This is a genomic window from Janthinobacterium darwini, from assembly GCF_051380905.1.
In the GTDB taxonomy this organism is placed as follows: Bacteria; Pseudomonadota; Gammaproteobacteria; order Burkholderiales; family Burkholderiaceae_D; genus Janthinobacterium.
In genome coordinates this window covers 1,864,766-1,887,920 of record NZ_JBNYXX010000001.1, presented here as the reverse complement: position 1 = coordinate 1,887,920, position 23,155 = coordinate 1,864,766, and the positions used below count along the sequence as shown (strand labels likewise).

The window sequence follows — 23,155 nt, the reverse complement described above, 5'->3', positions numbered from 1 at the left end:
AGACTAACCACAGGGGGAACGATCATGACGTCAAACAGCAACGACAAAAGCGGCAAGCAGTCGAGCAAACCGCAATCGGGCAACCAACAGTCGGACAAGCAGCAGGCGGACAAGCCATCCGGCACCCGCCAGCCATCCGGTGGCACCCAGGGCGGCAAGCACGAGCAGAACATTGACGCGAGCCGCCAAAGCCACAAAAATGACGGCAACAAGCAATCTGCTTCGCAACAAATGGGTCTGGGCAGGAGCGCCAGTGAACAATCGGGTTCGGGCGCCGGTTCGCGCGGCGGCACGCATGATCAGCAAACGGAAACGGGACGTCAAGGCCACAAGAATGATGACAAATCCTGATAGCCGAATCGTGTGATTGCCGGCAAATCTGCCAAGACTTCGCTGCAGCATGGGCCGGTGCGGCAGTGCCGTGCCGGCCCATGGGTAGCGTAAGGCCAGGCCCGCCACTTCATGGGCGGTCAGACAGGTGAGGTGCGAAAGGCCGTTGTCTGGATCCGCATTCTGGGTGATAATTACGCCCATGAACGATACCACTACCTTACCCCCATTGCCCGATCGCCTGTCGATCGACCCTAGCAGCCCTTTCCACGTTGCAGCCGTGTTCGAGAATGACGTCGGCATCCGCTTCAACGACAAGGAACGTCTTGACGTGGAAGAATATTGCATCAGCGAACGCTGGATCAAGGTCGCTTCCACCAAGTCCCTGGACCGCCGCGGCCGTCCGCTGCAGATCAAGCTGAAGGGCAAAGTCGAAGCGTTTTACCGCTAAGCAACACATGTAATGTCATCGAGGCCGATTTCCATCGGCCTTTTTTTCGTCTGCAGGTATTGCTCAGCCGTGTAGCGATCAAGCCGCCGGTGGCGGCTGGTATGCGCAAAAGCCCGGCCACTGGTCGCGGCTGTCGCACACTTTCAGGCAGCCTTTATTATCCTTGAACGTGGCGACAACCTTGATGTGGAAACCATATTTTGGTGTGGTGGCCAGAAAGGCGGACGGGCAGCTTTGCTCATTGCTGAAGCGGAAAGTGATTTCTTCGCGGCGGCCCTTGCGCTCAAAACCCAGCATGAAGGTTTCATTGCTGTTCCACTGCGCCTTGCCCGGCACGCGGAAGCGGTAGCGCGGACTGCCCTGCTGCTGGCCTTCGAGTTTCTGGCCGAAGACGCGGCTGCTGGCCGTGGCCATCTCGACTTTGGCAACCGGATACACGATGGCAAACATATAGGTGCCAGCGAAACCCTGGTCAAAACCGAGTCCCTTCTGGTAGAACGGCACGACGATATGCGGCGCGCCCCCGTACTCCACCGTGTTGCGGGCCGTCACGCGCGACGTCAGCTTGTCATCGGGCGCTTGCCCGAAGACCACGTCCAGTTCCAGCAGCGCTTGTTGCTTGTCGATATCTTGTGCCAGATAATCCTTGGGGAACATTTCGCCGTGCACGCAGCCGGCCAGCAAGGAGGCGGCGAGGCAGCCGGTGAGGAGTTTAGGTATTGTCATGGCTGTTTTCCTTCTGGCGGCGTTGAACTGAGGCCCAGCCCCGTCACTTGCCAGCCATTCTTGCCTTGTTTCCATTGAAATTGCTGGCCGAACCAGGCCAGTTCCAGTTCGCGCCGGATGCGGTTCGAATCGGTGCGGCCCTGGCGCGCCTTGATGGCGGCGCCCGCCTGTTCGGAAGCCGCCTCCGACAAGGGCTTCAACCACCGTTGATAGGTGTCGGGCGGCAAGGCCAGGATCCCGGCGACGCCGTCGTCGCGCGTGGCAACGATGATTTGCAATTTGGTCAGTTTCCTGGCGAGATAGGCGCCGCGCCGCCCGTCGGGCGAAACGGAGACCAGCATGGCGGGCGCGTAATCGCCAGTGACGGTGTCCGGCATGTCAAACCACAGCAGCTCGCCCGTGTCCGTATCGAGCGCGCGGCCGTCGCGGGCAAACAGCAGTACTTCGGGACGGCCCGGCTGCGGCACGCCCCATTCCGGATCGCGCTCCGTGCGCACCATGCTGTCGCGCTGCATGGGACTGAGGGGGCGCATCAGCGGTTCGCCATTTTGCACGCCGATGAGGATGGTGCCCTGCCCCGTATAGCCCTTGGTAAAGGCCAGCAGCATGGGTTGGCCCTCGCGCGTGGCCTTGAGGGGGCGCACTTCCACCACTTCGCGCGCGCCGCCGGGCCAGTAGCCGTGCTGGCGGAAAGACAAAGTGACGAGCGAGTCGAAGCGGTCATTCGTGACGACGAAGTCGCCGTATTGTTTGGACACCGGCACGTACGGCGCTTGCGCCAGCGCGGCAGGCACGAAGGCGGCCGCCAGAGCGGCGGCGGCCGCCAGGCGGCGTAAAGATAGCGACAGAGGTAGGAACAGCATGGCATCCTGTGTGGGTCGCACTGGGCGAAGGATGCATATCATAGACGATTCCTCGCCAGCAACACTGTCCGGTAGGAAACATCAGTGGCGCTGGATTTCGATCAGCTCGATCTCGAACAGTTTGGGCCACAGTTTGCCCGTGACAAACAGGCGCTTGCCGCGCGCGTCCCAGGCGATACCGTTGAGCACGGCGTCGGGATTGGCCGTGCCCCGCTTCTCGGGCGGCAGCAAGCCAGTGAGGTCGATCCAGCCCACGACCTTGCCGCTGGCAGGGTCGATGCGGGCGATCACGTCCGCGCCCCACACATTGGCAAACAGCTCGCCGTCGACCATTTCCAGTTCATTCAGGCGGTCGATGGGGCGGCCTTCGGCCTTCACTTCGAAGCGGCGCACCTCGGCCAGGGTTTTCGGATTGAGCACGCGGATGGCGGAGGTGCCGTCGCTCATGTAGACAAATTTGTCATCGCTGGCCAGGCCCCACCCTTCGCCCTGGTAGCTGAAGCTGCGTTTCAGTTTGAACGTCTTCTGGTCGAACACATAGCCAGTCTGCGAAATCCACGTCAGGCCCAGGATTTCATCGCCCACATCCGTGATGCCTTCGCCGAACACTTTTTTGTCGAGCATGCTTTTCTGCAAGACCTTGCCCGTCGTCAATTCCACCTTGCGCAGCGAGGACTGGCCGTTCTGGCCCGTGCTTTCATACAAATGGCCATCCTTGAACAGCAAGCCCTGGGTAAACGCCTGGGGGTCGTGCGGATAGGTGTTCTTGACGAAATAACCATACACGGGAAGCGCGGCCTGGGCGTAGCCCATTTCGCTCATCAGGCCCACGGTGCATAACAATCCCAGCAGCAGCGAGCCGGCGGTGCGTTTGAGTCTGGCGTTGACGTTGATGTTCATCTGGTGGGGCGGAAGTTGGTGTACGCCTATTGTAAACGTGCCGCGTCCGCCATGCGCGCCCTGACGAGGTCCAGCCAGGCGCGCCCCGCGAAAGACAGGCGTCCACCGCGGCGCCAGGCCAGCATCAGATTCCATTCCACGGGCGGACCGTCCAGGGGAATGACGGCAAACTGCGCCGGCTCGAGCGTGTCGCAATACATCTTCGGCAACAGGCAGATGCCCACGCCCAACCGCACCAGCGAGGCAATGAAGTCCCACTGGCCGCTGCGGCCCGTGATGCGCGGCGCAAAACCGGCCCGCTGGCAGGCATCCTGCACAATGTCGTTCAGGGCAAACGCTGCGCCATAGAAGATGAAGGGGCTGTCGGCCAGCTCGGCCAGGGCCACCGAGGCGCGCCCCTGCCACGGCGAGCCGGGCGCCGCAAGCAGGCACAGGGGCGAGCGCACGATGGGCAGCGACTCGAAATCCTGCCAGGTGGCCGCATTGCCTGGATAGTCAAGCATGGTGCCCAGTTCCACCGTGCCGGTGCGCAAGTCGCGTTCAATGGCTTGCGTGCCGCTTTCATACATTTTCAGCTCGATGCCCGGATAGCGCTGATGGTATTCGGCCAGCCACGGCGCCAAGGTGGAATGCGTCTGCGGCGATACGCCCACGCGCAATTCCCCCCGTTCCAGTTCTTGCAGGTCGCGCAATTCCACCTTCAGTTCCGCATGCAGGGCCAGCAGCTCATGCGCGCGCGACAGCACCACCTTGCCCGCGTCCGTCAAGGTAAAACGCTTGCCCGCGCGGTCCAGCAAGGCCAGGTCCAGCGACTGCTCTAGCTGGGCAATCATCTTGCTGACGGTGGGCTGCGTCACGTGCAGCTTGGCGGCCGCGCGCGTAAAACTGTTTTGCTCGACCACCTCGACGAAGTAGCGCAAGGAGCGGATATCCATGATGCATTCCAATATCGAATGATAATCATGAGTTTAAGTCATTTTATCTTTTGATGTTGGGTCACTACAATGAAGACTTCCCCCAGCCGTTTGAAAGCCCGCCGTGAAAGCACCAGCCTTGCAGCATTCCATCCATCCCGCCCCCGCCCTGCCGTCCGCCCCTGCCTGGCGCCAGCCCGCGCAGACCGCGTGGCAAGTGGGCATACTGATTGCCGCCTGGTGGCTGGCCGACGAGGCTGCATCCGCCCTGCATTTGCCGTTTTCCGGCGGCGTGGTGGGCCTGTTCGTGCTGGTGGCCCTGCTGCTGTCGGGTTGGGTGCGGCCTGCCGCCATCGAACTGGGCGCGAACTGGCTGCTGGCCAATATGCTGCTGTTCTTTATTCCGCTGGTGGTATCCGTGGTGCAATTTACGCAACTGTTGAAATCGCAGGGTCTGATGCTGTTCGTGAATATCGGCCTGGGCTTTGCCAGCGTGATGCTGGCCACGGCGTTGACGGTGGAATGGGTGTGCCGTTATGAGCGCAAGCTGCGCCTGCAAAAACTCGTGCGCCAGCGCACAGCCAGGGCGGCAGCATGAGTACCCTGATTCTGTCCCTGCTGTTCTTGCTGCTGACCCTGGTCTTGTTCTATGGCAATCAGGCCGTGCACCGCCGCCACCCGCATTTTTTGCTGACGCCCGCCATCTGCACCTCGGCGATATTGATCGCCATCGTGCAGGCGACCTCGACGCCGTTCGCCACGTACTTCGGCGAAACGCGCTGGCTGCCGTGGCTGCTGGGGCCGGCCACCATCGCCTTCGCCCTGCCCATCTTCCAGGAGCGCAAGCTGATTCGCAAGCATTGGCTGGCCCTGTCGCTGGGCAGCTGCGCCGGCATCGTGGCATCCGTCGCCGCCACCCTGCTGCTGGACCGGCTGATGGGCGTGCATGGCGACATGGCGCGCAGCCTGCTGGCGCGGTCTGTCTCGACACCATTCGCGCTGGAAGCGTCGCGCCACATGGGCGGCTCGGCCCAGCTGACGGGGATTTTTGTCGTGATGACGGGCTTGTTCGGCTTGATGCTGGGCAAACCCTTGTTAAAACTGCTGCCCTTGCGCATGCGTATCGCCCGTGGCGCGCCGTATGGCGCGGCCGCGCACGGTTTTGGCCTGTCCGTGGCGCGCCGCGTGGGCACGGAAGAAGGCGCCGTGGCCAGCCTGACGATGATTTTTTCGGGCGTCGTGACGGTGCTGCTGGCACCGCTGCTGGGGCATCTTTTGGGCTAGCGGTCCGCTTGCAGCACCTGCATGCCATGCACGATCAGGTCGATTCCCGCCAGAAAATCCTCCCGGTCGTCGTGCGTGCGCAACTGCCCCGCCACCTTGCGGGCAAACGGAAACGCCTGCGCATCGAGGCGTGACCACGCGCCCGCCAGGCTGTCGAGGAAATGCGCGCGCTCCAGGCCCTTGTCCCTGGCGATGACGGCATTGGCCGCATTTTGTCCGCTCACGCCCAGCAAATAGTTCAACAAGGTGCATGCTGCCAGCCATTGCCTGTGCTGCGGCACGCCCAGGGCATCGACTTGCTGGCCCAGGCGTTCCAGAATGCGCACGCTGGGCAGCTGGCCCGGCGCGCGCGACAGGGCCGAGCCCAGCCACGGATGCGCATCCATGGCCTCGAACATGGTCAGCGCCACGGCGCGTATGCCCGCCTGCGGCGTAGCTCCTTGCGGGGCGGCATCCATGGCCCGGGTGACGATGGCGTCGCTGGACGCCGTGAACAAATCATCCTTGTCGGCCACGTGCCAGTAAATGGCGCCCGCCCCCGTGGACAGGCGCGTGGCCAGGGCGCGGAAGGTCAGACCGCCCTCGCCGGCTGTATCGAGCAAGGCAATGGCGGCATCGATGATGGTGTCGCGCGTCAGGGCATCGGCGCGTCGTGGAGGGGGCGCTACAGTATTGGACATCGCTTATCTTGACACAGATGCTGGCTTGCCGCAAAATTCCTGTGGAACGCTGTTCCACCAACATTTTGGACACTACCCTCAAGGATCACCATGCATATCGCCATCATCGGCGCGGGCCTGGGCGGGCTGATGCTCGCCCGCGTGCTGCACGTCCACGGCATCGCCGCCACAGTATATGAGGCGGATGCGTCGCCGCAGGCGCGCCGCCAGGGTGGCCTGCTCGATATCCACGAGGAAAGCGGCCAGCAAGCGCTGCGGGCGGCTGGCCTGCATGACGCCTTCCGCACCCTCATCCATGCAGGCGGCGAGGCCAGCCGCGTGCTCGATCAGCACGGCACCGTTTTGCTCGACGAGGGGGACGATGGCACCGGTGGCCGGCCGGAAGTGGCGCGCGGCGAACTGCGCCGCATCCTGCTCGATGCCTTGCCTGACGGCTGCGTGCGCTGGGGCCATAAATTGACCAGCATCACAACCATGGACGGCGGCCAACACATGCTGAGCTTTGCAAATGGCGCCACGGCAACCAGCGACCTGCTGGTGGGCGCGGACGGCGCCTGGTCCAGGGTGCGGCCCCTGCTCTCAAGCGCGCAGCCCGGGTACAGCGGCATTGCCTTCATCGAAACGTATCTGTTCGACAGCGACCGTCGCCACCAGGCCAGCGCGCAAGCCGTGGGCGCGGGCGCCCTGTTCGCGCTGGCGCCGGGAAAAGGCATCCAGGCGCACCGGGAAGCCGATGGCGTGCTGCATGCGTATGTGGCCTTGAGCAAGCCCGAGGAATGGCTGGCCGCCATCGATTTTGCCGATCCCGCCGCCGCCCGCGCTTGCATCGCCGCGCAATTTGCCGGCTGGGCACCCGCGCTGACGGCCCTGATCACGGACGCGGACACGCCGCCCGTGCCCCGTCCCGTGCACCTGCTGCCCGTCGACCACCGCTGGCAGCGCGTTGCGGGCGTGACCTTGCTGGGCGACGCTGCCCATTTGATGGCGCCGGCCGGCGAAGGCGCCAACCTGGCCATGCTCGATGGCGCCGAGCTGGCGCAGGCGCTTGCCGCGCAGCCGGGCGACATGGACGCGGCCCTGCTGGCGTATGAAACGGCGCTGTTTGCGCGCAGCAGCGTGGCTGCGGCGGAGTCCAAGCGCATCCTGCACCTGTGCTTTGGCGACGAGGCGCCGCACAGCCTGGTCCAGTTCTTTTCCGGCATGCAAGATGCCGGCCCTGAGCGGGAAGTGTAAGGGCGGCGGTGAGGCGCGGCGCCAAAGCCCCACGCCAGCGGCCTTTATCGGGGATAATACGTCTTTCCCCATTCCAAGCAGCCGCGCCACGATGAAATACCCTGCAGTCCTGCCTTTCAGCGACATCCTGTCCCGCTTGCACGAGTTCGATGCCATCATCGACGTGCGCAGCCCGTCCGAATTCGCGGAAGACCACTTGCCGGGCGCCATCAACCTGCCCGTGCTGGACGACGAGCAGCGCGTACGGGTGGGCACTTTATATAAACAGACGAGCGCCTTCGAAGCGAAGAAGCTGGGCGCGGCGCTGGTGGCGAAAAATATCGCACGGCATATCGAAGAGAGTTTTCTGGGCCACCCGCACGACTGGAAGCCCCTCGTCTACTGCTGGCGCGGCGGCAACCGCAGCGGCGCCATGGCGCACATCCTGGCGCGTATCGGCTGGCCCGTCACGCAGCTTGAGGGCGGCTACAAGGATTACCGGCGCCATGTGAACGCCGAGCTGGCCACCCTGCCCGAGCGCTTCGACTTCATCAACGTGCTGTGCGGTCCCACGGGCAGCGGCAAGAGCCGCTTGCTGCAGGTACTCGACAAACAAGGCGCGCAAGTCATCGACCTGGAAGACCTGGCGGCCCACCGCGGCTCCGTGCTGGGCGGTTTGCCCGAGGAAGAGCAACCAGCGCAAAAAGCGTTTGAAAGTGCGCTGTGGCAGCAACTGCGTACTTTTGACCCGTTGCTGCCTGTATTCATCGAGTCCGAAAGCAAAAAAGTGGGTCGGTTGCGCGTGCCCGATGCGCTGATGGAAAAGATGCGTGCTTCCGCCTGCACGGACGTGCGGCTCGATACGGCCCAGCGCGTGCAATTGCTGATGCAAGACTATGCGCATTTCGTCGGCGACCCGGCCCGCCTGAACGTGCAGCTGGCCCTGTTGACGCAGCTGCATGGCAAGGAGAAAATTGCCCACTGGCAGCAACTGGCCACTTCGGGCCGCATGGCCGAGCTGGTGGAAGAGTTGCTGGTGCAGCATTACGACCCCGTCTACCGGCAATCGATCGCCCGCAACTTCAGCCGCTACGCCCAGGCGACGCCGCTGGTCTTGCCCGATATTTCAGAACATGCCTTTGAGCAAGCCGCGCGTGCATTATGTGCTATCGTCGGCGAACCCCGTACCGCCAGCGCCGCGTAAGCGCCGGCGTAGCTTCCAATGACCTTTTTGAGCAGGATGACGACCATGTCCGATAGCGTTCCAACCCCCATCCGATTGACCGAATTTGCCCATGGCGGCGGCTGCGGCTGCAAAATTGCGCCCGGCGTGCTGGCCGACATTTTAAAGGGCAGCGGCGGCTTTCCCCTGCCGAAGGAATTGCTGGTCGGCATAGAAACCTCGGATGACGCGGCCGTCTACCAGCTCAACGACGAGCAGGCGCTGATCGCCACCACGGATTTCTTCATGCCCATCGTCGACGACCCGTTCGACTTTGGCCGCATCGCCGCCACCAATGCAATTTCCGATGTGTACGCCATGGGCGGCACGCCCATCATGGCCCTGGCCCTGGTGGGCATGCCGATCAACAAGCTGCCCGTGGAAACCATCGGCCTCATCTTGAAGGGCGGCGAAACCATCTGCGCCCAGGCCGGCATTCCCATCGCGGGCGGCCACACCATCGATTCCGTCGAGCCGATCTACGGCCTGGTCGTGCTGGGCCTGGTCCACCCCTCGCAAGTGAAGCGCAATGCGGGCGCGCGCGCCGGTGATAAATTGGTATTGGGCAAGCCGATCGGCGTGGGTATCTTGTCGGCCGCGCTGAAAAAGAATGCGCTGGACGCGGATGGCTACGCCTCGCTGATAGCCAACACCACCAAATTGAATACCCCGGGCAAGAAACTGGCCCTGCTGGACGGCGTGCATGCGCTGACGGATGTGACGGGCTTTGGCTTGCTGGGCCACACCCTCGAACTGGCGCGCGGCGCCAAATTGCAGGCGCGCATCGCCATGGCATCCGTGCCGCTGCTGCCGCAAGTGCAGCAACTGGCGCAGAATGGCAATATCACGGGCGCCTCCGGCCGCAACTGGCAGGGCTACGGCGCGCAAGTGGCGCTGGCCGACAGCCTGAGCGCCATCGACAAGGCGATTTTGACGGACCCGCAGACGGCAGGCCCCCTGCTGGTGGCGTGTGCGCCGGAAGCCGTCGAGCAAGTGCTGGCGATTTTCCGCGCCGAAGGCTTTGGCGACGCCGTTGTCATCGGCGAGATGCAGGACGGCAGTACCGGGGTTTCCGTATATTAATGAACAATTTTCTTAAAGGCAGTCCCATGACCACGTTCTCCAACTCATTGAGCAAGTTCCCCGCCATCCTGGCCACCGTTGCCGCCACCCTGGCCATCCACAGCGGCCTGGCGCAGGCGCAGCAAGTGTTGCGCGTGTCCGCCATCCCCGATGAAGCGCCGACGGAACTGCAGCGCAAGTTCAAGCCGCTGGGCAGCTATCTGGAGAAAAAGCTGGGCATGAAGGTGGAATTTACGCCTGTCACCGATTACGCGGCGTCCGTGGAAGGCTTGATCAATAACAAGCTCGATATGGTCTGGTTCGGCGGCTTTACCTTCGTACAAGCGAACGTGCGCAGCGGCGGCAAGATCGTGCCCCTGGTGCAGCGCGAGGAAGACACGAAATTCCGCTCCGTATTCGTGACCACCAGCAAGGACATCAATCAATTGTCCGACCTGAAAGGCAAAAATTTCACGTTCGGCTCGGAATCGTCGACCTCGGGCCATTTGATGCCGCGCTACTACTTGCTGGCCGCCAAGATCAACCCGGATACGGACATGAAGCGTATCGCGTTTTCCGGCGCGCATGACGCCACCGTGGCGGCAGTGGCCGGCGGCAAGGTCGATGCTGGCACCTTGAATATTTCCGTGTGGGAAAAGCTGGTGGAAGCGAAAAAGGTCGATCCGAGCAAGGTGCGCGTGTTCTACACGACGCCCGGCTACTACGACTACAACTGGAGCGTGCGCGCCGACATGAATCCCGTCGTGCGCAAGAAGCTGACGGACGCCTTCCTGGCGCTGGACCCTTCCACGCCTGAAGGCAAGGAAATCCTCGAACTGCAGCGCGCCACGAAGTTCATCCCGACCAAGGCCGAGAACTACAAGGATATCGAAGCGGCCGCGCGCGATGCGAAGCTGTTGAAATAATTCTCGACACGCAGCAGAAATCCGGGGTCAGACCCGCCGGGGGAATACGTCCCAATGGGACGTATTCCGATCGCGAAGCGACTGACCCCAGCCCTCATTTGCAACGAAACATCGCATGACATTCCAACTTCACAAGGTCAGCGTCCACCACGCGGGCGCCGCCAGCAATGCGCTGGCACTGCGCGAGCTGGACCTGGACGTGGCCCAGGGCGAACAGATCGCCCTGATCGGCCCTTCTGGCGCCGGCAAGACCAGTTTGCTGCATACCCTGGCCTGCGCGCTGCGCCCTGAATCCGGCAGCCTGAACATCCTCGGCACTTCTCCCTGGCAGATCGCCAGCGGCGAACGCCACGCCTTGCGCGCGCGATTGTTCCTGGCGCCGCAAACGCCGCCGCTGCCGCCGCGCCAGAGGGTCGTCAACGCCGTGCTGGCAGGCCGATTGCCGCAATGGAGCTTGTGGACGGCCATCCGTTCCCTGCTGGCGCCCGTCGACCCGCGCGCCGCGTGGGAAGCACTGGGCAAATTCGAGCTGCAAGACAAGCTGTATGCAAGAGTCGACCGCCTGTCCGGCGGCGAACGCCAGCGCTGCGGCATGGCACGCGCGCTCGTGTCGGATGCGGAAGTCTTCCTCGTCGACGAGCCCTTGTCCGCGCTCGACCCCACACTCGCTTTGCAGACGATCCATGTGCTGCAAGCGGAAGCGACAGCGCGCAACGCCACCCTGATCTGCAGCCTGCACCAGGTGGAAATCGCACGCGCCTGTTTTACGCGCATCGTCGCCTTGCGCGATGGCAAGATCGTCTTCGACGCGGCCAGCGCCGACGTCAGTGACGCCATGATAGAGCAGCTGTACCGCAACAAGGCCGATCCGGCGCCCCTGATCGAGGTGCTGGAGGCGAACCAGGACGCGGCGAGGCCCCTTTGCTGAAGAATGCCAACGCCGCCATGCCGCGCGATCCCGCCTGGCGCGGGCGCCTGACCTGTGCTGCCATCGTGCTGCTGGTGCTGTGGCCGATGCTGGTGCAGGCCGAATTCAAGCCGTGGATTTTATGGGATGCGCAAAGCCTGGCCGCCACCTGGCAATTCCTTGCCAGCTTCGTGCCGCCCGCCCACTCGCTGGAATTCCTGCAGTTGGTGGCCATTTCCAGCTGGGAAACCATCGCCATGGCCACGGCCGGCATGGCGCTGGCCATGCTGGGCGCCATACCGCTGACTTTATTGGTGACGGAGCGCCTGTCGATTTCGCGCATCGGCAGCGGCACCGTTTCGCCCCTGGCCGGCACCGTGCGCCACGCAGTCCGGGCGCTGCTGGTGCTGCTGCGCAGCGTGCCGGAACTGGTCTGGGCCTTGTTATTGGTGCGCATCGTGGGACTGGGACCGACGGCGGGCGTGATTGCCATCGCCCTCACCTATTGCGGCATGCTGGGCAAGGTGTATGCGGAAATCCTCGAATCGTCGGATGCCGCCGCCTGCAACGCCTTGCTCAACAACGGCAGCGGCCGCTTGAAAGCCCTGCTGTATGGCGCCTTGCCGGAGTCGGCCGCCGAACTGGTGTCGTACACGATTTACCGCTGGGAATGCGCGATCCGCGGCTCCGTCGTCATGGGCTTTGTCGGTGCGGGCGGCCTGGGCCAGCGCATGGATGAATCGATGAAGATGATGGCAGGCAATGAACTGGCCACCATGCTGATCGTCTTCGTGTTACTGGTGGCGGGCGCTGACGCCGTTTCCGCCATGCTGCGCCGGAGGTTGGCATGAAAACGGAACCGATGCTGCCCGCCTTGCCTGCGTCCGCTCCCGTGCGCTGGTCGACCTGGGCCTTGCTGGCAGGGTTATTACTGCTGGTCATCGCCAGCTTCGCCACACTGCCCCTGAAATGGGGCGAGTTCTTCAGCGCCGACGCCGTGCGCACGAGCGCCGACTTCCTGCACGGCTTCGCCCCGCCCGAGCTGGCGCCCAACTTTTTGATGAAAGTCGGCGTGGCCACCTTCGAGACCCTGGCCATGTCGGCCATCGGGACGGTGATCGCCGCCGTGCTGGGCGCGCTGCTGGCCCTGCCCGCCAGCGGCCGTTTTGGCAAGCTGGCGCGCAATGCCACGCGCGCGGTGCTCAACGTGCTGCGCTCGATTCCCGAACTGGTGTGGGCCTCGATCCTGCTGATCGCCGCCGGCCTGGGACCTTTCGCGGGCACCCTGGCGCTGGCCCTGCATACGGTGGGCGTGCTGGGACGCTTGTTTGCCGATGCGTTTGAAAATTGCCCGCCCTTGCCGGCCGCCACCTTGCGCATCAATGGCGCGCGCCCTGCCGTAGCCTTCCTGTACGCGACCTTGCCACAATGCAGCCCGCAAATGATGTCCTACACGCTGTACCGCTGGGAAAACAATATCCGCGCCGCCGCCATCCTCGGCGTCGTCGGTGCGGGCGGCCTGGGGCAGATGCTGAAGTACCATCTGTCGCTGTTCCAGATGCAGAGTGCCGCCACGGTCATCGTCGCCATGCTGCTGATGGTGGCCGCCGTCGATGGGCTCAGCTATGTGCTGCGCCGGGCCATGACCCGTTAAATATTACTTTTCACAAGGAGTGCCCATGTCAGGCTGGTGGACCATTATCTCGACGCAAACGCCCGAACAGATGGCCGATATGACGAAAGTCAACAAGGAAGCCTTTCTGGCCAGCTGGGAAGCGGGCCTGTTCGGCGCGGACTGGATCGCCCAACTGTGCGCACAAGGCAAGGCGACCCAGCTGGCGTTCAACGGCTTTCCCAACCGCTATACGGCCCCGGTGGACATCATCGCGCCCCTGCTGCAGGCGGGCATTGCCGAGGCGCACGATGGCGACTTTCCGCAAGATGAACTCACGGGCTGGCCCGGCAGCATCACCGTGTATCCCGAACGCATCGCCGCCTGCCTGCCAGGACAGTTGCTCAGCATCGAAGTGTGGGACCAGTCCTAAGTTGCGCGAAATCAATACAAATGCGCAGCCGGCATGGCAGCGATCCTGTTAATATTGTCAAATACTTCAATGTTTGGCGTCACCCCATGGAGAGGCGCCACACCATTCAAGCATGATGGACGCATTTTCCTGCACTGCAGGCCACTCTTGCATAGGCTGACAACACCATGAAGAAACTGCTCCTGGGCGCCCTCGCCGCCTGCTGCGCGCTGCACGCCGGCGCCGCCCCTGTCGAAGACTTTATTGGCACCTGGAAACTGGAACGCATCACCGTCCCGAACTATATCGTCATCAAACAGGAAGGCGAGCGGCTCATCGCGCTGCGCTATACGCGCAATGTCCTCGGCAACAAGATCACCGAACGGCGCTTTCCCGCCAGTTATGCAAACGGCGATGTCAGCATCACTGCGGGAGAAACGCTCATCGAGGCGCGCAGCGTGAACGATGTGGCGACCGTCACGACGCTGGCAGAAGCGTACAGGAAGATATCGTCGTCCACGGCCGCGCCCACCAGTTAAGGCATGTCGCCGATTTGAAGACTATCATTATCCGCCCCACCAGCGCCGCCGACTGGCCGGCGCTGAAAGCCACGCGCCTGGCCGCCCTGCTCGACGCCCCCACCGCCTTTGGCACCAGCCACGCCAGCGCGGCCCGCCTTAGCGATGCAGACTGGCAACAGCGCGCCATCAGCACGCCGCAGCGCACGTTTTTCCTCGCCTTGGAGAGAGAACAGCCCATCGGCCTCGCCGCGCAAGTGGTAGCCGGCAATGGCGATTGCCATCTGATCGCCATGTGGGTACATCCGGAATGTCGGGGTCTGGACGTGGCGCAAGGCCTGGTCGACGCCGTGAAACAATGTGCCGTCGGCAACGGCCACGCGCGGCTGGTGCTCGACGTGGCACAGGAGAATGCGCGCGCGGCGGCGTTTTACCAGAAACAGGGCTTTGTCTTTTTGCCGGAATGGGAGCCGCTGGAAAGCCATCCCCATATCCAGGTGCAAAAGATGGCGTGGCTGGCGGCGGCTTGAGCTCAATCAGCCTATCTGACGACCATTGCAGCCATCCATGCCGCTGCTTGTGCCCCCCGAGGATATACCGTGCTTGACTGGATTTTCGACGCCATCGTATGGATCGTACGCCTGTTACTGTATGGCCTGTTGGGAACAGTCATAGAAAAACTGTTCTATTGGCCAGGCTGGGCAATGCTGCGACTACTCACGCTGGGCCACTATCCTCCGGCCAGGGGGTTCCCTCACAATCACTTTGCCGTTGCCCTGTTTGCGGCGGTAGTCATTGCTTCCGGCTTGCTGATGGCACTGACGTAAATACCGGTGCGCCTAATGCGGGAAAACAGCACTTTCACGCATTCCATTGATCCCCCCATTCACATTCTGTCTTAATAACTTGCTCGTGGCGTTGTTTTTTTCTACACTCACGTTTCCATTGATGCGTAGAAAGATCGGGGATGCGAGCAATCAAGAAAACTGGTCTTCTGCTGTGCTTGTGCGGCGCTGCGGCGCAGGCATACGCTGATACTGATCAAGTCATGGCGCAAGCGGGGCAGGATGCGGCGGCGTCAGTCAATGTAAAGGGTATACGGGATCCGGACTGGAAGCCATACAGTGCCATGCTCAAGGGCGTAAAACGGTTCGAAGAAAAACATGCGCTGGCGCCGGGCGCCGAATTGCGCTTCATACTGGAACCGCGCCGTCCCGACGTCGACATGCACGCCATCGCGCTCAGGCTGGAAAGTGACGAGGCAGGTACGGCGATACCGCTGGGGGAGCGCAATATCTTCGGCTTGCCCGTCGAACTGGGCCCGCTGTATGAAAAGGCCGAGCTGACCTTGAACCGCAAGGCCGGCTCGGTCCGGTGGATTCCCTACATCCGCAGCGCGGCGACCAGCGACACCATCCGCCGCCTGGGCGACTTGCGACTGACGTGCGAAGTCCATTGGGCCATCGACAAGGACTCCTTGCCTTTCGCCATGCGCGCGGCGATGGGCGCATTGGGCGGGCCGTGCAATTTCGTGTCGCAAAAGGGAACCTACAGCTTTGTCGAACCGCGGCGCATCACGGCTGCGACGATCAGCTTCAACGGCAAAAGCGCGCCCGTGCCCTTCAGCGGCGCGTCGTTCACGCCGCCCTTGCGGGAGCAGGACTGGAGCGACGACAGCGTGCTCGAGCTGACTTTCGAAAACCACTAGCCTTTTCCGCGCGCACCTATTCACTTCACAACGATACCTGGACATGAAAAAACTTCTCCTCCTGATCCTGTGCACGGCCGCTACGCTGAACGCCGCTGCCGCCCCCCTTTCGCTGATCCCTGAGGCGGGCACGCACGCTGTCGGCCTGCGCATCGTGCAGCAGTATGACTACAGCCGCGTAATGGACGCGCAGCTGGACGCCTTTGGCAAGCCCCTCCCGACGGGCAGCGGGCGCGCGATCCAGACGCTCGTCTGGTATCCGGCCAGGAAGACGGCAGGTTCCCGTATGCAGGTGGCCGATTATCGCGCGGCCAGCCTGTCCGACGTGGACTTCGCATTTTCCGGCACGGAGGCGGCCAGGCAGCGCGCAGCCTGGATGTCGGGACCGCAAAAAGCCCAGTACGGCAGTGCCACCCTCGCCGTACGCGATGCCCCGGCCTCCGGAGGTATCTACCCGGTGGTAATCTACGCGCCTAGCTTCGCTGCCCCCGCACACGAAAACCTGGACTTGTGCGAATACCTGGCCAGCCACGGCTATGTGGTCATCGCCAGCCGCAGCCTGGGCGCCCGCTCTGTCGTCATGACGGAAGACGTCGAAGGCGTCGAGGCGCAGGCCGCCGATATTGCCTTCCTTGTCAACTATGCGCAAACCCTGCCGCAAGCCGACATCAGCAAGGTTGCAGCGACCGGTTTCAGCTGGGGCGGCATGGCCAACGTCTTTGCCGCGGCGCGTTCGAGCCGCATCAAGGCCCTGGTCAGCCTCGACGGTTCGATCCGGTTTCATCCCAAGATATGGGGCGCCGCCACCTATGTGCGGCCGGCGCGCACGCCCGTGCCCATGCTGTCATTGGGCGCCCGTGCCCCGTCGGCAGAGGAGCTGGAGCTCAACGACAAACTGGGCATCAGCTATCTCAACAGCATGAAGTATTCCGACGTCTACATCGGCACCATGCATCCGATGACGCATCCGCACTTCAGCGCGTGGCACTTGCGCTTTTCCGCTGACGATGCATTCGGCGACTACCAGCGCGCCGATGTCGTGCTGGCATACCACAGCGGCACGCTGTATGTGCGCCGCTTTCTGGACGCCTACCTGAAAAACGATGCCCAGGCGCGGGCATTCCTGCAACAGTCCCCGGCGCGGCACGGAATCGCGCCGCAAGTGATGTCGATGCAGTTCCGGCCAGCCAAATTCTCATTGCTGGGCGAATCGGACTTCCTGCGCGCCTTCGCCGACGGCGGCTTCAAGGATGCGCAAGCGATCTATACCAGCATGGCGGCGGCGTCGCCGGACTTCAAACTCAGCCCCCTCAACCTCAACAACCTGGGCTACCAGCTCCTGCGCGGAAACAAGGCGCGCGGCGCCGTGGAGCTGTTCAAGCTGGCGACCCACATCGAGCCGCAATTTGGCAATGCCTTCGACAGCGAAGGCGAAGCGTACGAGGCACTTGGCGAAAAAGCGCTGGCGATTGCCGCCTACGAAAAGGCTGTCGCAGTGGACAAGGAGCAAGTCAACGCCGTGGCGCGGATCAAGGCGCTGAGCGCCGGTGGTTAAGCCTGTTCAGTGAACCAGCGATGCCAGGCGAGCGGGCGCCGCCCCTGACGCGGTGCGTGTTTGAAAATCGGAAAGATAGCAATTGTGCGCCGTCTGCCGGAAAGCGCCCTACTTCACCCGCTGCTTCTCCAGCTTGCGGGCCAGGGTGCGCCTGTGCATGCCCAGCCGCCTTGCCGTTTCCGAGATATTGAAATCCGTCTCGGCCAGCATTTCGTGGATGCGTTCCCATTCCAGGGTCTTGATGTTGGTGGCGCGGTTCGTCAGTTCGATGTCGGCGTTGCCGGCCACGTGGCCAAAAGCCGCTTCGATGTCGTCCGTATTCGATGGTTTCGCCAGGTACTGGCAGGCGCCCAGCTTGATTGCTTCGACAGCCGTGCCGATGCTGGCGTAACCCGTCAGCACGACGATCAGCATTTCCGGGTCGTGCTGGTGCAGCATCTGTACGCAAGCCAGGCCCGACGTATTGCCATTCAACTTCAGATCGACGACGGCGTAGTCGGGGCAATTTTGTTCCAGCAGGGCGCTCGCTTCATCGAAGTTGGTGGCCAGGATGACCTGGTAGCCGCGCCGCTCGAACGAGCGGCCCAGGGTGCGGGCAAATGCCGCGTCGTCCTCCACGATCAGTAACAGACGGTCATCCTGCATGGTGGTCGCTTTCTCTTTCCAGTTTGATGGCCGCCAGCGGCAAGGCCAGATGCACTACCGCCCCGCCCTGCACCCTGTTGCGCGCCGTCACCGTACCACCCAGGGTACGCGCAACATTCACCACCAGGAACAGACCGAGGCCGCCGCCTGGCTTGCCCTTGCTGCTTTGATACGGTTTGCCCAGGTGCGTCAGCATCGACGGCTCGAAGCCGGGGCCAGCATCGGTAATGACCAGGTGCAAGGCGTCCGCTTCGCGCGTCGCTTCGAAGCGCAGCCAGTCGGGCGACGCTTCCAGCGCATTGTCGAGCACATTGCAAATGGTTTGTTTCAGGGTCGAATCGAAGACGACGGGCACATCATGCTCGATGCGGTTATCGTACTCGAAACCCTGAATCGGGCGGCTGCTGCGCCACTCGTCGACCAGGTCGTTGAGGAAGGTGTTGATCGTCGTTTTCACGGACGATTCGCCGCGCGCCTCGCCCGCCGACAATAAAATGCCGCTGACGATGCTCTTGCAGCGCTGCAACTGTGCCTGCATTTCCGTGATTTCTTCCAGCAATTCGCTGTTCTTGCTCAGTTCCGGCATGCGGCGCCAGTCGCCGAGGATGACGGACAGGGTCGCCAGCGGCGTGCCAAGCTCGTGCGCGGCGCCCGAGGCCAGCAAGCCCATGCGGATGATGTGCTCTTCTTCCGCCGCGCGCTGGCGCAGATCAGCCACCTTGGCGTCGCCGGCGCGCTGGTTGCGGTTGATGCGTGTGATGAACACCACCAGCAAGGCGGCATTCAGGATGAAGCAGATCAGCAAGCCTTGCACGTAGAGGCTGGAAAAACCCCGCTCGGGGTCGATCGGCAAGGTCAAGGGACCGGGCAGCAAGGCCAGGCCTGCCAGGCACAGGCTGGTGATCGCCACCATGATCCAGGTCGACCACACTTCCAGCAGCACGGCGCTGAGGATGACTTGCAACAAATACAGGAAGGCAAACGGGTTGCTGATGCCGCCGCTCAGGTAGAGCTGGGCCGTCAGCACGGTGACGTCGACCAGCAGCGCGAGAAACAGGGCCGTGTTGGAAACGGGCTGGCGTTCGTGCCAGCGCAAGAGGCTGGCAAGATTGAAAGCGATGAGGCAAGACAGCACTTCCAGCATGTAGGGTACGGGCAAGGCAATGCCCAGCCCTACACCCACGCCGAAGATGGTGCTGATCTGGCCGATCACGGCCAGCCAGCGCAGCTGGATCAGCAGCTTCATGTTCTGGTGGCCGGCCGGATGTTCCATCTCGGCCGCCACCGCACCGCGCTCTAAGACTTCGCGGTTGGGCAGGATCTCAATCCTGCCCGGCATGGTCGCTTTCCTGGCGCTGGGCGCCACGGGCGCGGCGGCGCTTGTCTTCACGCACGATCCACCAGCTGATGCCGGCCACCATCAAGGCCAGCGCAAACCACGTCAAGGCATACACGAGGTGGTTGTTGTGGAAGGAAATCACGGTCAGTCCGCCGACGGGCGCGTCACTGGCCGTTTCCGACTTTTCCTTCGCATCGACAAAATATGGCGCCACGTTGCTCAGCATGTGCGAGGCGCCGATGGCGGCCACGTCGCGCGAATACCAGTGCTGCGTGGCAGGACTATTCTCGCGCAGGAAACCGCCGCCCGTCTCGCTGATGCGCAGCAAGCCGTCGACGTTGACGATGCCGGCCGGCGTGCTGGCGGCGATGCTGGCGCGCTTCGGCACGAAGCCGCGGTTGACGAGCACGGTGCTGCCATCGGCCAGGCGCAATGGCGTCATCAGCCAATAACCGCTGCCCAGTGCCGTCGTTGCCTGCACCAGGGTATTGAAAATGGGGAGATAAGTACCGGAGAGTCGCACATGGCGGTATTCATCCGTTTGTGGCGTAATGCTGGCCCAGGCTGCGGGTCCAGGTGCGTCCGTTGCGGGCGCATGTACGCGTTGTTCGACGCGCTCGATCAGGTCAAGCTTCCAGAACAGGCGCTTGACTTGCCAGGTGCCCAAGGCACAGAAACCGGCAAATAAGATCCCCGCCAGCACGGCCAATGCATATCGCACGACCATGCCGCGTGGGCCTGGCGCAGCATCTTGCGATGCGGCGCCAGGGGCGCGCCCGGTGTTGCTTGGGCGCGGTTGACTCATCATGGAGCCGTTTTCGTATGCATGTACTCAGGCATCAGATCCGGCATCATGTTGTGGTTCATGTGGTACATGACCCACAGGGAACCGGCCATGGCAATGCCCACGATCATGATCGTGAAGATCAGCGCCATCATGTTCCAGCCGCCTTCGGACTTGGTGTTCATGTGCAGGAAGTACACCATGTGCACGACCACTTGAACAGCCGCAAACGCCAGCAGGACCAGGCCCATGGTGCCCGAGTTGGTGATGGCTTTCGTCATCACCAGCCAGAAAGGAATGGCCGTCAGGATCACCGACAGGATGAAGCCGATGGTGTAGCTTTTCAGGCTGCCATGATCGTGCTGGTCATGGTGGTGGCTATCGCCGTGTGTGTTGTGGTCGCTCATGGCAGCACTCCCATCAGGTAGACAAAGGTGAAGACGCCGATCCAGATGACGTCCAGGAAGTGCCAGAACAGCGACAAGCACATCATGCGACGGCCGTTTTCCGGGGTCAGGCCATGCTTGTTCAACTGGAACATCAAGGTCACGAGCCAGATCACGCCGAACGTCACGTGCAAGCCGTGGGTGCCGACCAGGGCGAAGAACGACGACAGGAACGCGCTGCGCTGCGGACCGGCGCCTTCGTGGATCAGATGAATGAATTCATACATTTCCAGCGACAGGAAGGCCAAGCCGAACAGGCCCGTGATGCCCAGCCAGACCAGGGTGCTGCGCAATTGCTTGCGCTGCATGGCCAGCATGGCGAAGCCGTAGGTGATCGACGACAGCAGCAGCATGGCCGTGTTGACAGCCACCAGTGGCAGGTCGAACAGCGCGGCGCCCGTCGGGCCGTCCGCATAGCTGCGGCCGACCACGGCGTAGGTGGCGAACAGACAGGCGAAGATCAGGCAATCGCTCATCAGGTAGAGCCAGAAACCCAGCAGGCTGCCGTTTTCCGGGTGGTGCTCGCGCACAAAGTAGCTGCGCGTGCTTGGTGCGGCGCCAGCGGCGCCGGTGTTATGGGCGATGGTATCAGACATGGCTGCTCAGCAATTTAGTGTAAGCGTCTTCGGTACGGACCACTTCTTCCGCAGGAATGTAGTAATCGCGCTTGTAGTTAAAGGTATGGACGATGATGGTGACCATCATGATCACGAAGCCTATGCTGGCGACGAGCCACATTTGCCAGATCAGGCCAAAACCGACCAGTGCGGAGAGTGCGGCGATCACGAAACCAGCCCAGGTGTTCTTCGGCATGTGGATCTTCGTGAAACCGGACGTCGGACGCTGGTAACCGTGTTTCTTCATGTCAGTCCATGCATCGAGTTCGTGCACTTGTGGCGTGAAGGCGAAATTATAGTCTGGCGGAGGCGACGACGTCGACCATTCCAGCGTACGGCCACCCCATGGGTCACCGGTCACGTCGCGCAGGGCGTGACGGTTGCGGTAGCTGACATAGAACTGGATCAGCATGGAAGCGATACCCAGTGCGATCGAGACGGCGCCAAACCAGGCGATGATGGTCCAGATTTGCAGCGATGGATCTTCAAAGTGGTTGACACGACGGGTCACGCCCATCAGGCCCAGCACGTACAGCGGCATGAAGGCCAGGTAGAAGCCGACGAACCAGAACCAGAACGAGCACTTGCCCCAGAACGCGTCGAGCTTGTAACCGAAGGCTTTCGGGTACCAGTAGTTAATTGCAGCAAATACACCGAACACCACGCCGCCGATAATCACGTTATGGAAGTGGGCAATCAGGAACAGGCTGTTATGCAAGACAAAGTCCGCCGGTGGTACGGCCAGCAGCACGCCAGTCATGCCGCCGATGGTGAAGGTGACCATGAAGCCGATCGTCCACAGCATAGGCAGTTCGAAGCGGATACGGCCGCGGTACATGGTAAACAGCCAGTTGAAGATCTTCGCGCCCGTCGGGATCGAAATGATCATCGTCGTGATGCCGAAGAAGGAATTGACGCTGGCGCCAGAACCCATGGTGAAGAAGTGATGCAGCCATACCAGGTACGATAGAATCATGATGACGCAGGTGGCGTAGACCATCGAGGCGTAACCGAACAAACGCTTGCTGCTGAAGGTCGCAACGACTTCCGAGAACACACCGAACAGTGGCAGGATCAGGATGTAGACCTCTGGGTGACCCCAGATCCAGATCAGGTTGACGTACATCATGGCGTTGCCGCCCAGTTCCGTCGTGAAGAAGTTAAAGCCTGCAACGCGGTCCAGCGACAGCATGGCCAACACAGCCGTCAGTACCGGGAAAGCGGCGACGATCAGAATGTTGGTGCACAGTGCGGTCCAGGTGAAGACTGGCATTTTCATCCAGGTCATGCCTGGCGCGCGCATCTTGACGATGGTGGCGATCAGGTTGACACCGGACAATAGCGTCCCGACCCCGGCAATCTGCAAGGACCAGATGTAATAGTCTACCCCCACGTCCGGACTGCCGACGATGCCCGACAGCGGTGGATAGGCCAGCCAGCCCGTGCGGGCGAATTCGCCGACGAACAGCGAAGCCATGACCAGGGCAGCGCCCATGGTGGTCATCCAGAAGCTGAAGTTATTGAGGAAAGGGAAAGCCACGTCGCGCGCGCCGATTTGCAGCGGCACCACGTAGTTCATCAGACCCGTCACGAAAGGCATCGCGACGAAGAAGATCATGATCACGCCGTGAGCGGTGAAGATCTGGTCGTAGTGATGCGGTGGCAGGAAGCCGGCATTGTCGCCAAAGGCGATCGCCTGCTGGGTACGCATCATGAGCGCGTCGGCAAAGCCGCGCAGCAGCATGACCAGGCCCAGGATCATGTACATGATACCGATTTTTTTATGGTCGATACTGGTGATCCAGTCGCGCCACAGGGTACCCCAGACGCGGAAATACGTCAGTGCCGCAACGAGTGCGATACCGCCCAGGGCGACCATCGCAAAGGTCGCCAGCAGGATAGGTTCGTGAAATGGAATTGCATCCCAAGTCAGACGGCCGAAGATAAGCTTCGTCAGATCAATATGGTCTAGCATTGTTACTCTCAGAGAAAAAAGGGAGGCGCCAGGCAAGCGGCGCCAGTATCTGCAGCGCAATGCGCTG

Annotated in this window: 28 protein-coding genes; 17 read left to right on the top strand and 11 right to left on the bottom strand. The window is 62.2% G+C overall.

The window, feature by feature from the left end:
- Window positions 1–24 precede the first annotated feature (24 nt).
- Both ACQ4WZ_RS08795 and ACQ4WZ_RS08790 read left to right on the top strand, forming a co-directional pair.
- Window positions 25–351 (top strand): hypothetical protein, encoded by a 327-nt coding sequence (locus tag ACQ4WZ_RS08795; RefSeq protein WP_133991389.1) that lies wholly within the window; start codon window positions 25–27, stop codon window positions 349–351.
- 181 nt (window positions 352–532) lie between these two features.
- Window positions 533–781 carry a DUF3297 family protein gene (locus tag ACQ4WZ_RS08790; RefSeq protein WP_101481332.1) on the top strand — a complete coding sequence of 83 codons (249 nt, stop codon included), beginning with the start codon at window positions 533–535 and terminating at the stop codon, window positions 779–781.
- 78 nt (window positions 782–859) lie between these two features.
- Here ACQ4WZ_RS08790 and ACQ4WZ_RS08785 read toward each other — a convergent pair whose 3' ends face one another.
- The 4 genes from ACQ4WZ_RS08785 to ACQ4WZ_RS08770 form a co-directional block, all read right to left on the bottom strand.
- Window positions 860–1,507 (bottom strand): hypothetical protein, encoded by a 648-nt coding sequence (locus ACQ4WZ_RS08785; protein WP_436573128.1) that lies wholly within the window; start codon window positions 1,505–1,507, stop codon window positions 860–862.
- Window positions 1,504–2,370 carry a hypothetical protein gene (locus ACQ4WZ_RS08780; protein ID WP_436573127.1) on the bottom strand — a complete coding sequence of 289 codons (867 nt, stop codon included), beginning with the start codon at window positions 2,368–2,370 and terminating at the stop codon, window positions 1,504–1,506. Before ACQ4WZ_RS08780 ends, ACQ4WZ_RS08785 begins: the two co-directional genes overlap by 4 nt.
- Window positions 2,371–2,451: 81 nt before the next feature.
- Window positions 2,452–3,270, bottom strand: a complete 819-nt coding sequence (locus ACQ4WZ_RS08775; RefSeq protein WP_101481335.1) for a glutaminyl-peptide cyclotransferase — start codon at window positions 3,268–3,270, stop codon at window positions 2,452–2,454.
- A 26-nt stretch (window positions 3,271–3,296) separates the two neighbouring features.
- Window positions 3,297–4,205, bottom strand: coding sequence for a LysR family transcriptional regulator (locus ACQ4WZ_RS08770; RefSeq protein WP_101481336.1), 909 nt, complete (start codon window positions 4,203–4,205; stop codon window positions 3,297–3,299).
- Window positions 4,206–4,308: 103 nt separating this feature from the next.
- Here ACQ4WZ_RS08770 and ACQ4WZ_RS08765 point away from each other — a divergent pair, with 103 nt between their 5' ends.
- Complete coding sequence (locus ACQ4WZ_RS08765) at window positions 4,309–4,782, top strand: CidA/LrgA family protein (protein ID WP_436573126.1); 474 nt, start codon at window positions 4,309–4,311, stop codon at window positions 4,780–4,782.
- Window positions 4,779–5,468 carry an LrgB family protein gene (locus ACQ4WZ_RS08760; RefSeq protein ID WP_436573125.1) on the top strand — a complete coding sequence of 230 codons (690 nt, stop codon included), beginning with the start codon at window positions 4,779–4,781 and terminating at the stop codon, window positions 5,466–5,468. The genes ACQ4WZ_RS08765 and ACQ4WZ_RS08760 overlap by 4 nt, the downstream gene beginning before the upstream one ends.
- On the opposite strand, the gene ACQ4WZ_RS08755 is transcribed toward ACQ4WZ_RS08760, so the two are convergent.
- Complete coding sequence (locus tag ACQ4WZ_RS08755) at window positions 5,465–6,148, bottom strand: TetR/AcrR family transcriptional regulator (RefSeq protein WP_436573124.1); 684 nt, start codon at window positions 6,146–6,148, stop codon at window positions 5,465–5,467. The genes ACQ4WZ_RS08760 and ACQ4WZ_RS08755 overlap by 4 nt on opposite strands.
- Before the next feature lie 90 nt (window positions 6,149–6,238).
- Here ACQ4WZ_RS08755 and ACQ4WZ_RS08750 point away from each other — a divergent pair, with 90 nt between their 5' ends.
- The 13 genes from ACQ4WZ_RS08750 (at window position 6,239) to ACQ4WZ_RS08690 (ending at window position 17,282) form a co-directional block, all read left to right on the top strand.
- Window positions 6,239–7,381 (top strand): FAD-dependent oxidoreductase, encoded by a 1,143-nt coding sequence (locus tag ACQ4WZ_RS08750; RefSeq protein ID WP_208327719.1) that lies wholly within the window; start codon window positions 6,239–6,241, stop codon window positions 7,379–7,381.
- 91 nt (window positions 7,382–7,472) lie between these two features.
- A complete protein-coding gene (mnmH, locus tag ACQ4WZ_RS08745; RefSeq protein ID WP_133991381.1) occupies window positions 7,473–8,564 on the top strand; it encodes a tRNA 2-selenouridine(34) synthase MnmH in 1,092 nt (363 codons plus the stop codon).
- A 45-nt stretch (window positions 8,565–8,609) separates the two neighbouring features.
- Entirely contained in the window at window positions 8,610–9,665 is a 1,056-nt protein-coding gene (gene selD / locus ACQ4WZ_RS08740) for a selenide, water dikinase SelD (protein WP_133991379.1), read from the top strand.
- Between the two features lie 26 nt (window positions 9,666–9,691).
- The gene (locus tag ACQ4WZ_RS08735) at window positions 9,692–10,570 is read left to right on the top strand and encodes a putative selenate ABC transporter substrate-binding protein (protein ID WP_180338451.1); all 879 of its coding nucleotides are present in this window, start codon (window positions 9,692–9,694) and stop codon (window positions 10,568–10,570) included.
- Between the two features lie 115 nt (window positions 10,571–10,685).
- Window positions 10,686–11,498 carry a phosphonate ABC transporter ATP-binding protein gene (locus ACQ4WZ_RS08730; RefSeq protein WP_133991377.1) on the top strand — a complete coding sequence of 271 codons (813 nt, stop codon included), beginning with the start codon at window positions 10,686–10,688 and terminating at the stop codon, window positions 11,496–11,498.
- A 17-nt stretch (window positions 11,499–11,515) separates the two neighbouring features.
- Complete coding sequence (locus ACQ4WZ_RS08725) at window positions 11,516–12,328, top strand: PhnE/PtxC family ABC transporter permease (protein WP_436573872.1); 813 nt, start codon at window positions 11,516–11,518, stop codon at window positions 12,326–12,328.
- The gene (gene phnE, locus ACQ4WZ_RS08720) at window positions 12,325–13,131 is read left to right on the top strand and encodes a phosphonate ABC transporter, permease protein PhnE (RefSeq protein ID WP_436573123.1); all 807 of its coding nucleotides are present in this window, start codon (window positions 12,325–12,327) and stop codon (window positions 13,129–13,131) included. Before ACQ4WZ_RS08725 ends, phnE begins: the two co-directional genes overlap by 4 nt.
- Window positions 13,132–13,156: 25 nt before the next feature.
- On the top strand, window positions 13,157–13,522 hold the full coding sequence (locus ACQ4WZ_RS08715) for a hypothetical protein (protein ID WP_101481342.1): 366 nt from the start codon (window positions 13,157–13,159) through the stop codon (window positions 13,520–13,522).
- Window positions 13,523–13,689: 167 nt separating this feature from the next.
- Entirely contained in the window at window positions 13,690–14,040 is a 351-nt protein-coding gene (locus ACQ4WZ_RS08710) for a hypothetical protein (protein ID WP_436573122.1), read from the top strand.
- 14 nt (window positions 14,041–14,054) lie between these two features.
- Window positions 14,055–14,549, top strand: a complete 495-nt coding sequence (locus tag ACQ4WZ_RS08705) for a GNAT family N-acetyltransferase (RefSeq protein WP_133991371.1) — start codon at window positions 14,055–14,057, stop codon at window positions 14,547–14,549.
- Window positions 14,550–14,618: 69 nt separating this feature from the next.
- Window positions 14,619–14,846 carry a hypothetical protein gene (locus ACQ4WZ_RS08700; protein ID WP_436573121.1) on the top strand — a complete coding sequence of 76 codons (228 nt, stop codon included), beginning with the start codon at window positions 14,619–14,621 and terminating at the stop codon, window positions 14,844–14,846.
- A gap of 302 nt (window positions 14,847–15,148) precedes the next feature.
- Window positions 15,149–15,727, top strand: coding sequence for a hypothetical protein (locus ACQ4WZ_RS08695; protein ID WP_143452557.1), 579 nt, complete (start codon window positions 15,149–15,151; stop codon window positions 15,725–15,727).
- A 43-nt stretch (window positions 15,728–15,770) separates the two neighbouring features.
- On the top strand, window positions 15,771–17,282 hold the full coding sequence (locus ACQ4WZ_RS08690; RefSeq protein WP_436573120.1) for a dienelactone hydrolase family protein: 1,512 nt from the start codon (window positions 15,771–15,773) through the stop codon (window positions 17,280–17,282).
- Window positions 17,283–17,390: 108 nt separating this feature from the next.
- On the opposite strand, the gene ACQ4WZ_RS08685 is transcribed toward ACQ4WZ_RS08690, so the two are convergent.
- Genes ACQ4WZ_RS08685 through cyoB form a run of 6 tightly spaced genes read right to left on the bottom strand, consistent with a single transcriptional unit; the run spans window position 17,391 to window position 23,088 of the window.
- The gene (locus ACQ4WZ_RS08685; protein ID WP_101481348.1) at window positions 17,391–17,927 is read right to left on the bottom strand and encodes a response regulator transcription factor; all 537 of its coding nucleotides are present in this window, start codon (window positions 17,925–17,927) and stop codon (window positions 17,391–17,393) included.
- Window positions 17,917–19,266 carry an ATP-binding protein gene (locus ACQ4WZ_RS08680; protein WP_101481349.1) on the bottom strand — a complete coding sequence of 450 codons (1,350 nt, stop codon included), beginning with the start codon at window positions 19,264–19,266 and terminating at the stop codon, window positions 17,917–17,919. The genes ACQ4WZ_RS08685 and ACQ4WZ_RS08680 overlap by 11 nt, the downstream gene beginning before the upstream one ends.
- Window positions 19,250–20,074, bottom strand: coding sequence for an SURF1 family protein (locus ACQ4WZ_RS08675; RefSeq protein ID WP_101481350.1), 825 nt, complete (start codon window positions 20,072–20,074; stop codon window positions 19,250–19,252). The genes ACQ4WZ_RS08680 and ACQ4WZ_RS08675 overlap by 17 nt, the downstream gene beginning before the upstream one ends.
- A complete protein-coding gene (gene cyoD, locus ACQ4WZ_RS08670; protein WP_101481351.1) occupies window positions 20,071–20,457 on the bottom strand; it encodes a cytochrome o ubiquinol oxidase subunit IV in 387 nt (128 codons plus the stop codon). Before cyoD ends, ACQ4WZ_RS08675 begins: the two co-directional genes overlap by 4 nt.
- Window positions 20,454–21,092 carry a cytochrome o ubiquinol oxidase subunit III gene (gene cyoC, locus ACQ4WZ_RS08665; protein WP_034788486.1) on the bottom strand — a complete coding sequence of 213 codons (639 nt, stop codon included), beginning with the start codon at window positions 21,090–21,092 and terminating at the stop codon, window positions 20,454–20,456. Before cyoC ends, cyoD begins: the two co-directional genes overlap by 4 nt.
- Complete coding sequence (gene cyoB, locus ACQ4WZ_RS08660; RefSeq protein WP_101481352.1) at window positions 21,085–23,088, bottom strand: cytochrome o ubiquinol oxidase subunit I; 2,004 nt, start codon at window positions 23,086–23,088, stop codon at window positions 21,085–21,087. Before cyoB ends, cyoC begins: the two co-directional genes overlap by 8 nt.
- Between the last annotated feature and the right edge of the window lie 67 nt (window positions 23,089–23,155).

Coding starts and splice junctions, on each gene's coding strand:
- ACQ4WZ_RS08795 (WP_133991389.1), top strand. CDS start 25: ATGACGTCAAACAGCAACGACAAAAGCGGCAAGCAGTCGAGCAAACCG.
- ACQ4WZ_RS08790 (WP_101481332.1), top strand. CDS start 533: ATGAACGATACCACTACCTTACCCCCATTGCCCGATCGCCTGTCGATC.
- ACQ4WZ_RS08785 (WP_436573128.1), bottom strand. CDS start 1,507: ATGACAATACCTAAACTCCTCACCGGCTGCCTCGCCGCCTCCTTGCTG.
- ACQ4WZ_RS08780 (WP_436573127.1), bottom strand. CDS start 2,370: ATGCTGTTCCTACCTCTGTCGCTATCTTTACGCCGCCTGGCGGCCGCC.
- ACQ4WZ_RS08775 (WP_101481335.1), bottom strand. CDS start 3,270: ATGAACATCAACGTCAACGCCAGACTCAAACGCACCGCCGGCTCGCTG.
- ACQ4WZ_RS08770 (WP_101481336.1), bottom strand. CDS start 4,205: ATGGATATCCGCTCCTTGCGCTACTTCGTCGAGGTGGTCGAGCAAAAC.
- ACQ4WZ_RS08760 (WP_436573125.1), top strand. CDS start 4,779: ATGAGTACCCTGATTCTGTCCCTGCTGTTCTTGCTGCTGACCCTGGTC.
- ACQ4WZ_RS08755 (WP_436573124.1), bottom strand. CDS start 6,148: ATGTCCAATACTGTAGCGCCCCCTCCACGACGCGCCGATGCCCTGACG.
- ACQ4WZ_RS08750 (WP_208327719.1), top strand. CDS start 6,239: ATGCATATCGCCATCATCGGCGCGGGCCTGGGCGGGCTGATGCTCGCC.
- mnmH (WP_133991381.1), top strand. CDS start 7,473: ATGAAATACCCTGCAGTCCTGCCTTTCAGCGACATCCTGTCCCGCTTG.
- selD (WP_133991379.1), top strand. CDS start 8,610: ATGTCCGATAGCGTTCCAACCCCCATCCGATTGACCGAATTTGCCCAT.
- ACQ4WZ_RS08735 (WP_180338451.1), top strand. CDS start 9,692: ATGACCACGTTCTCCAACTCATTGAGCAAGTTCCCCGCCATCCTGGCC.
- ACQ4WZ_RS08730 (WP_133991377.1), top strand. CDS start 10,686: ATGACATTCCAACTTCACAAGGTCAGCGTCCACCACGCGGGCGCCGCC.
- ACQ4WZ_RS08725 (WP_436573872.1), top strand. CDS start 11,516: ATGCCGCGCGATCCCGCCTGGCGCGGGCGCCTGACCTGTGCTGCCATC.
- phnE (WP_436573123.1), top strand. CDS start 12,325: ATGAAAACGGAACCGATGCTGCCCGCCTTGCCTGCGTCCGCTCCCGTG.
- ACQ4WZ_RS08715 (WP_101481342.1), top strand. CDS start 13,157: ATGTCAGGCTGGTGGACCATTATCTCGACGCAAACGCCCGAACAGATG.
- ACQ4WZ_RS08710 (WP_436573122.1), top strand. CDS start 13,690: ATGAAGAAACTGCTCCTGGGCGCCCTCGCCGCCTGCTGCGCGCTGCAC.
- ACQ4WZ_RS08695 (WP_143452557.1), top strand. CDS start 15,149: ATGCTCAAGGGCGTAAAACGGTTCGAAGAAAAACATGCGCTGGCGCCG.
- ACQ4WZ_RS08690 (WP_436573120.1), top strand. CDS start 15,771: ATGAAAAAACTTCTCCTCCTGATCCTGTGCACGGCCGCTACGCTGAAC.
- ACQ4WZ_RS08685 (WP_101481348.1), bottom strand. CDS start 17,927: ATGCAGGATGACCGTCTGTTACTGATCGTGGAGGACGACGCGGCATTT.
- ACQ4WZ_RS08680 (WP_101481349.1), bottom strand. CDS start 19,266: ATGCCGGGCAGGATTGAGATCCTGCCCAACCGCGAAGTCTTAGAGCGC.
- ACQ4WZ_RS08675 (WP_101481350.1), bottom strand. CDS start 20,074: ATGATGAGTCAACCGCGCCCAAGCAACACCGGGCGCGCCCCTGGCGCC.
- cyoD (WP_101481351.1), bottom strand. CDS start 20,457: ATGAGCGACCACAACACACACGGCGATAGCCACCACCATGACCAGCAC.
- cyoC (WP_034788486.1), bottom strand. CDS start 21,092: ATGTCTGATACCATCGCCCATAACACCGGCGCCGCTGGCGCCGCACCA.
- cyoB (WP_101481352.1), bottom strand. CDS start 23,088: ATGCTAGACCATATTGATCTGACGAAGCTTATCTTCGGCCGTCTGACT.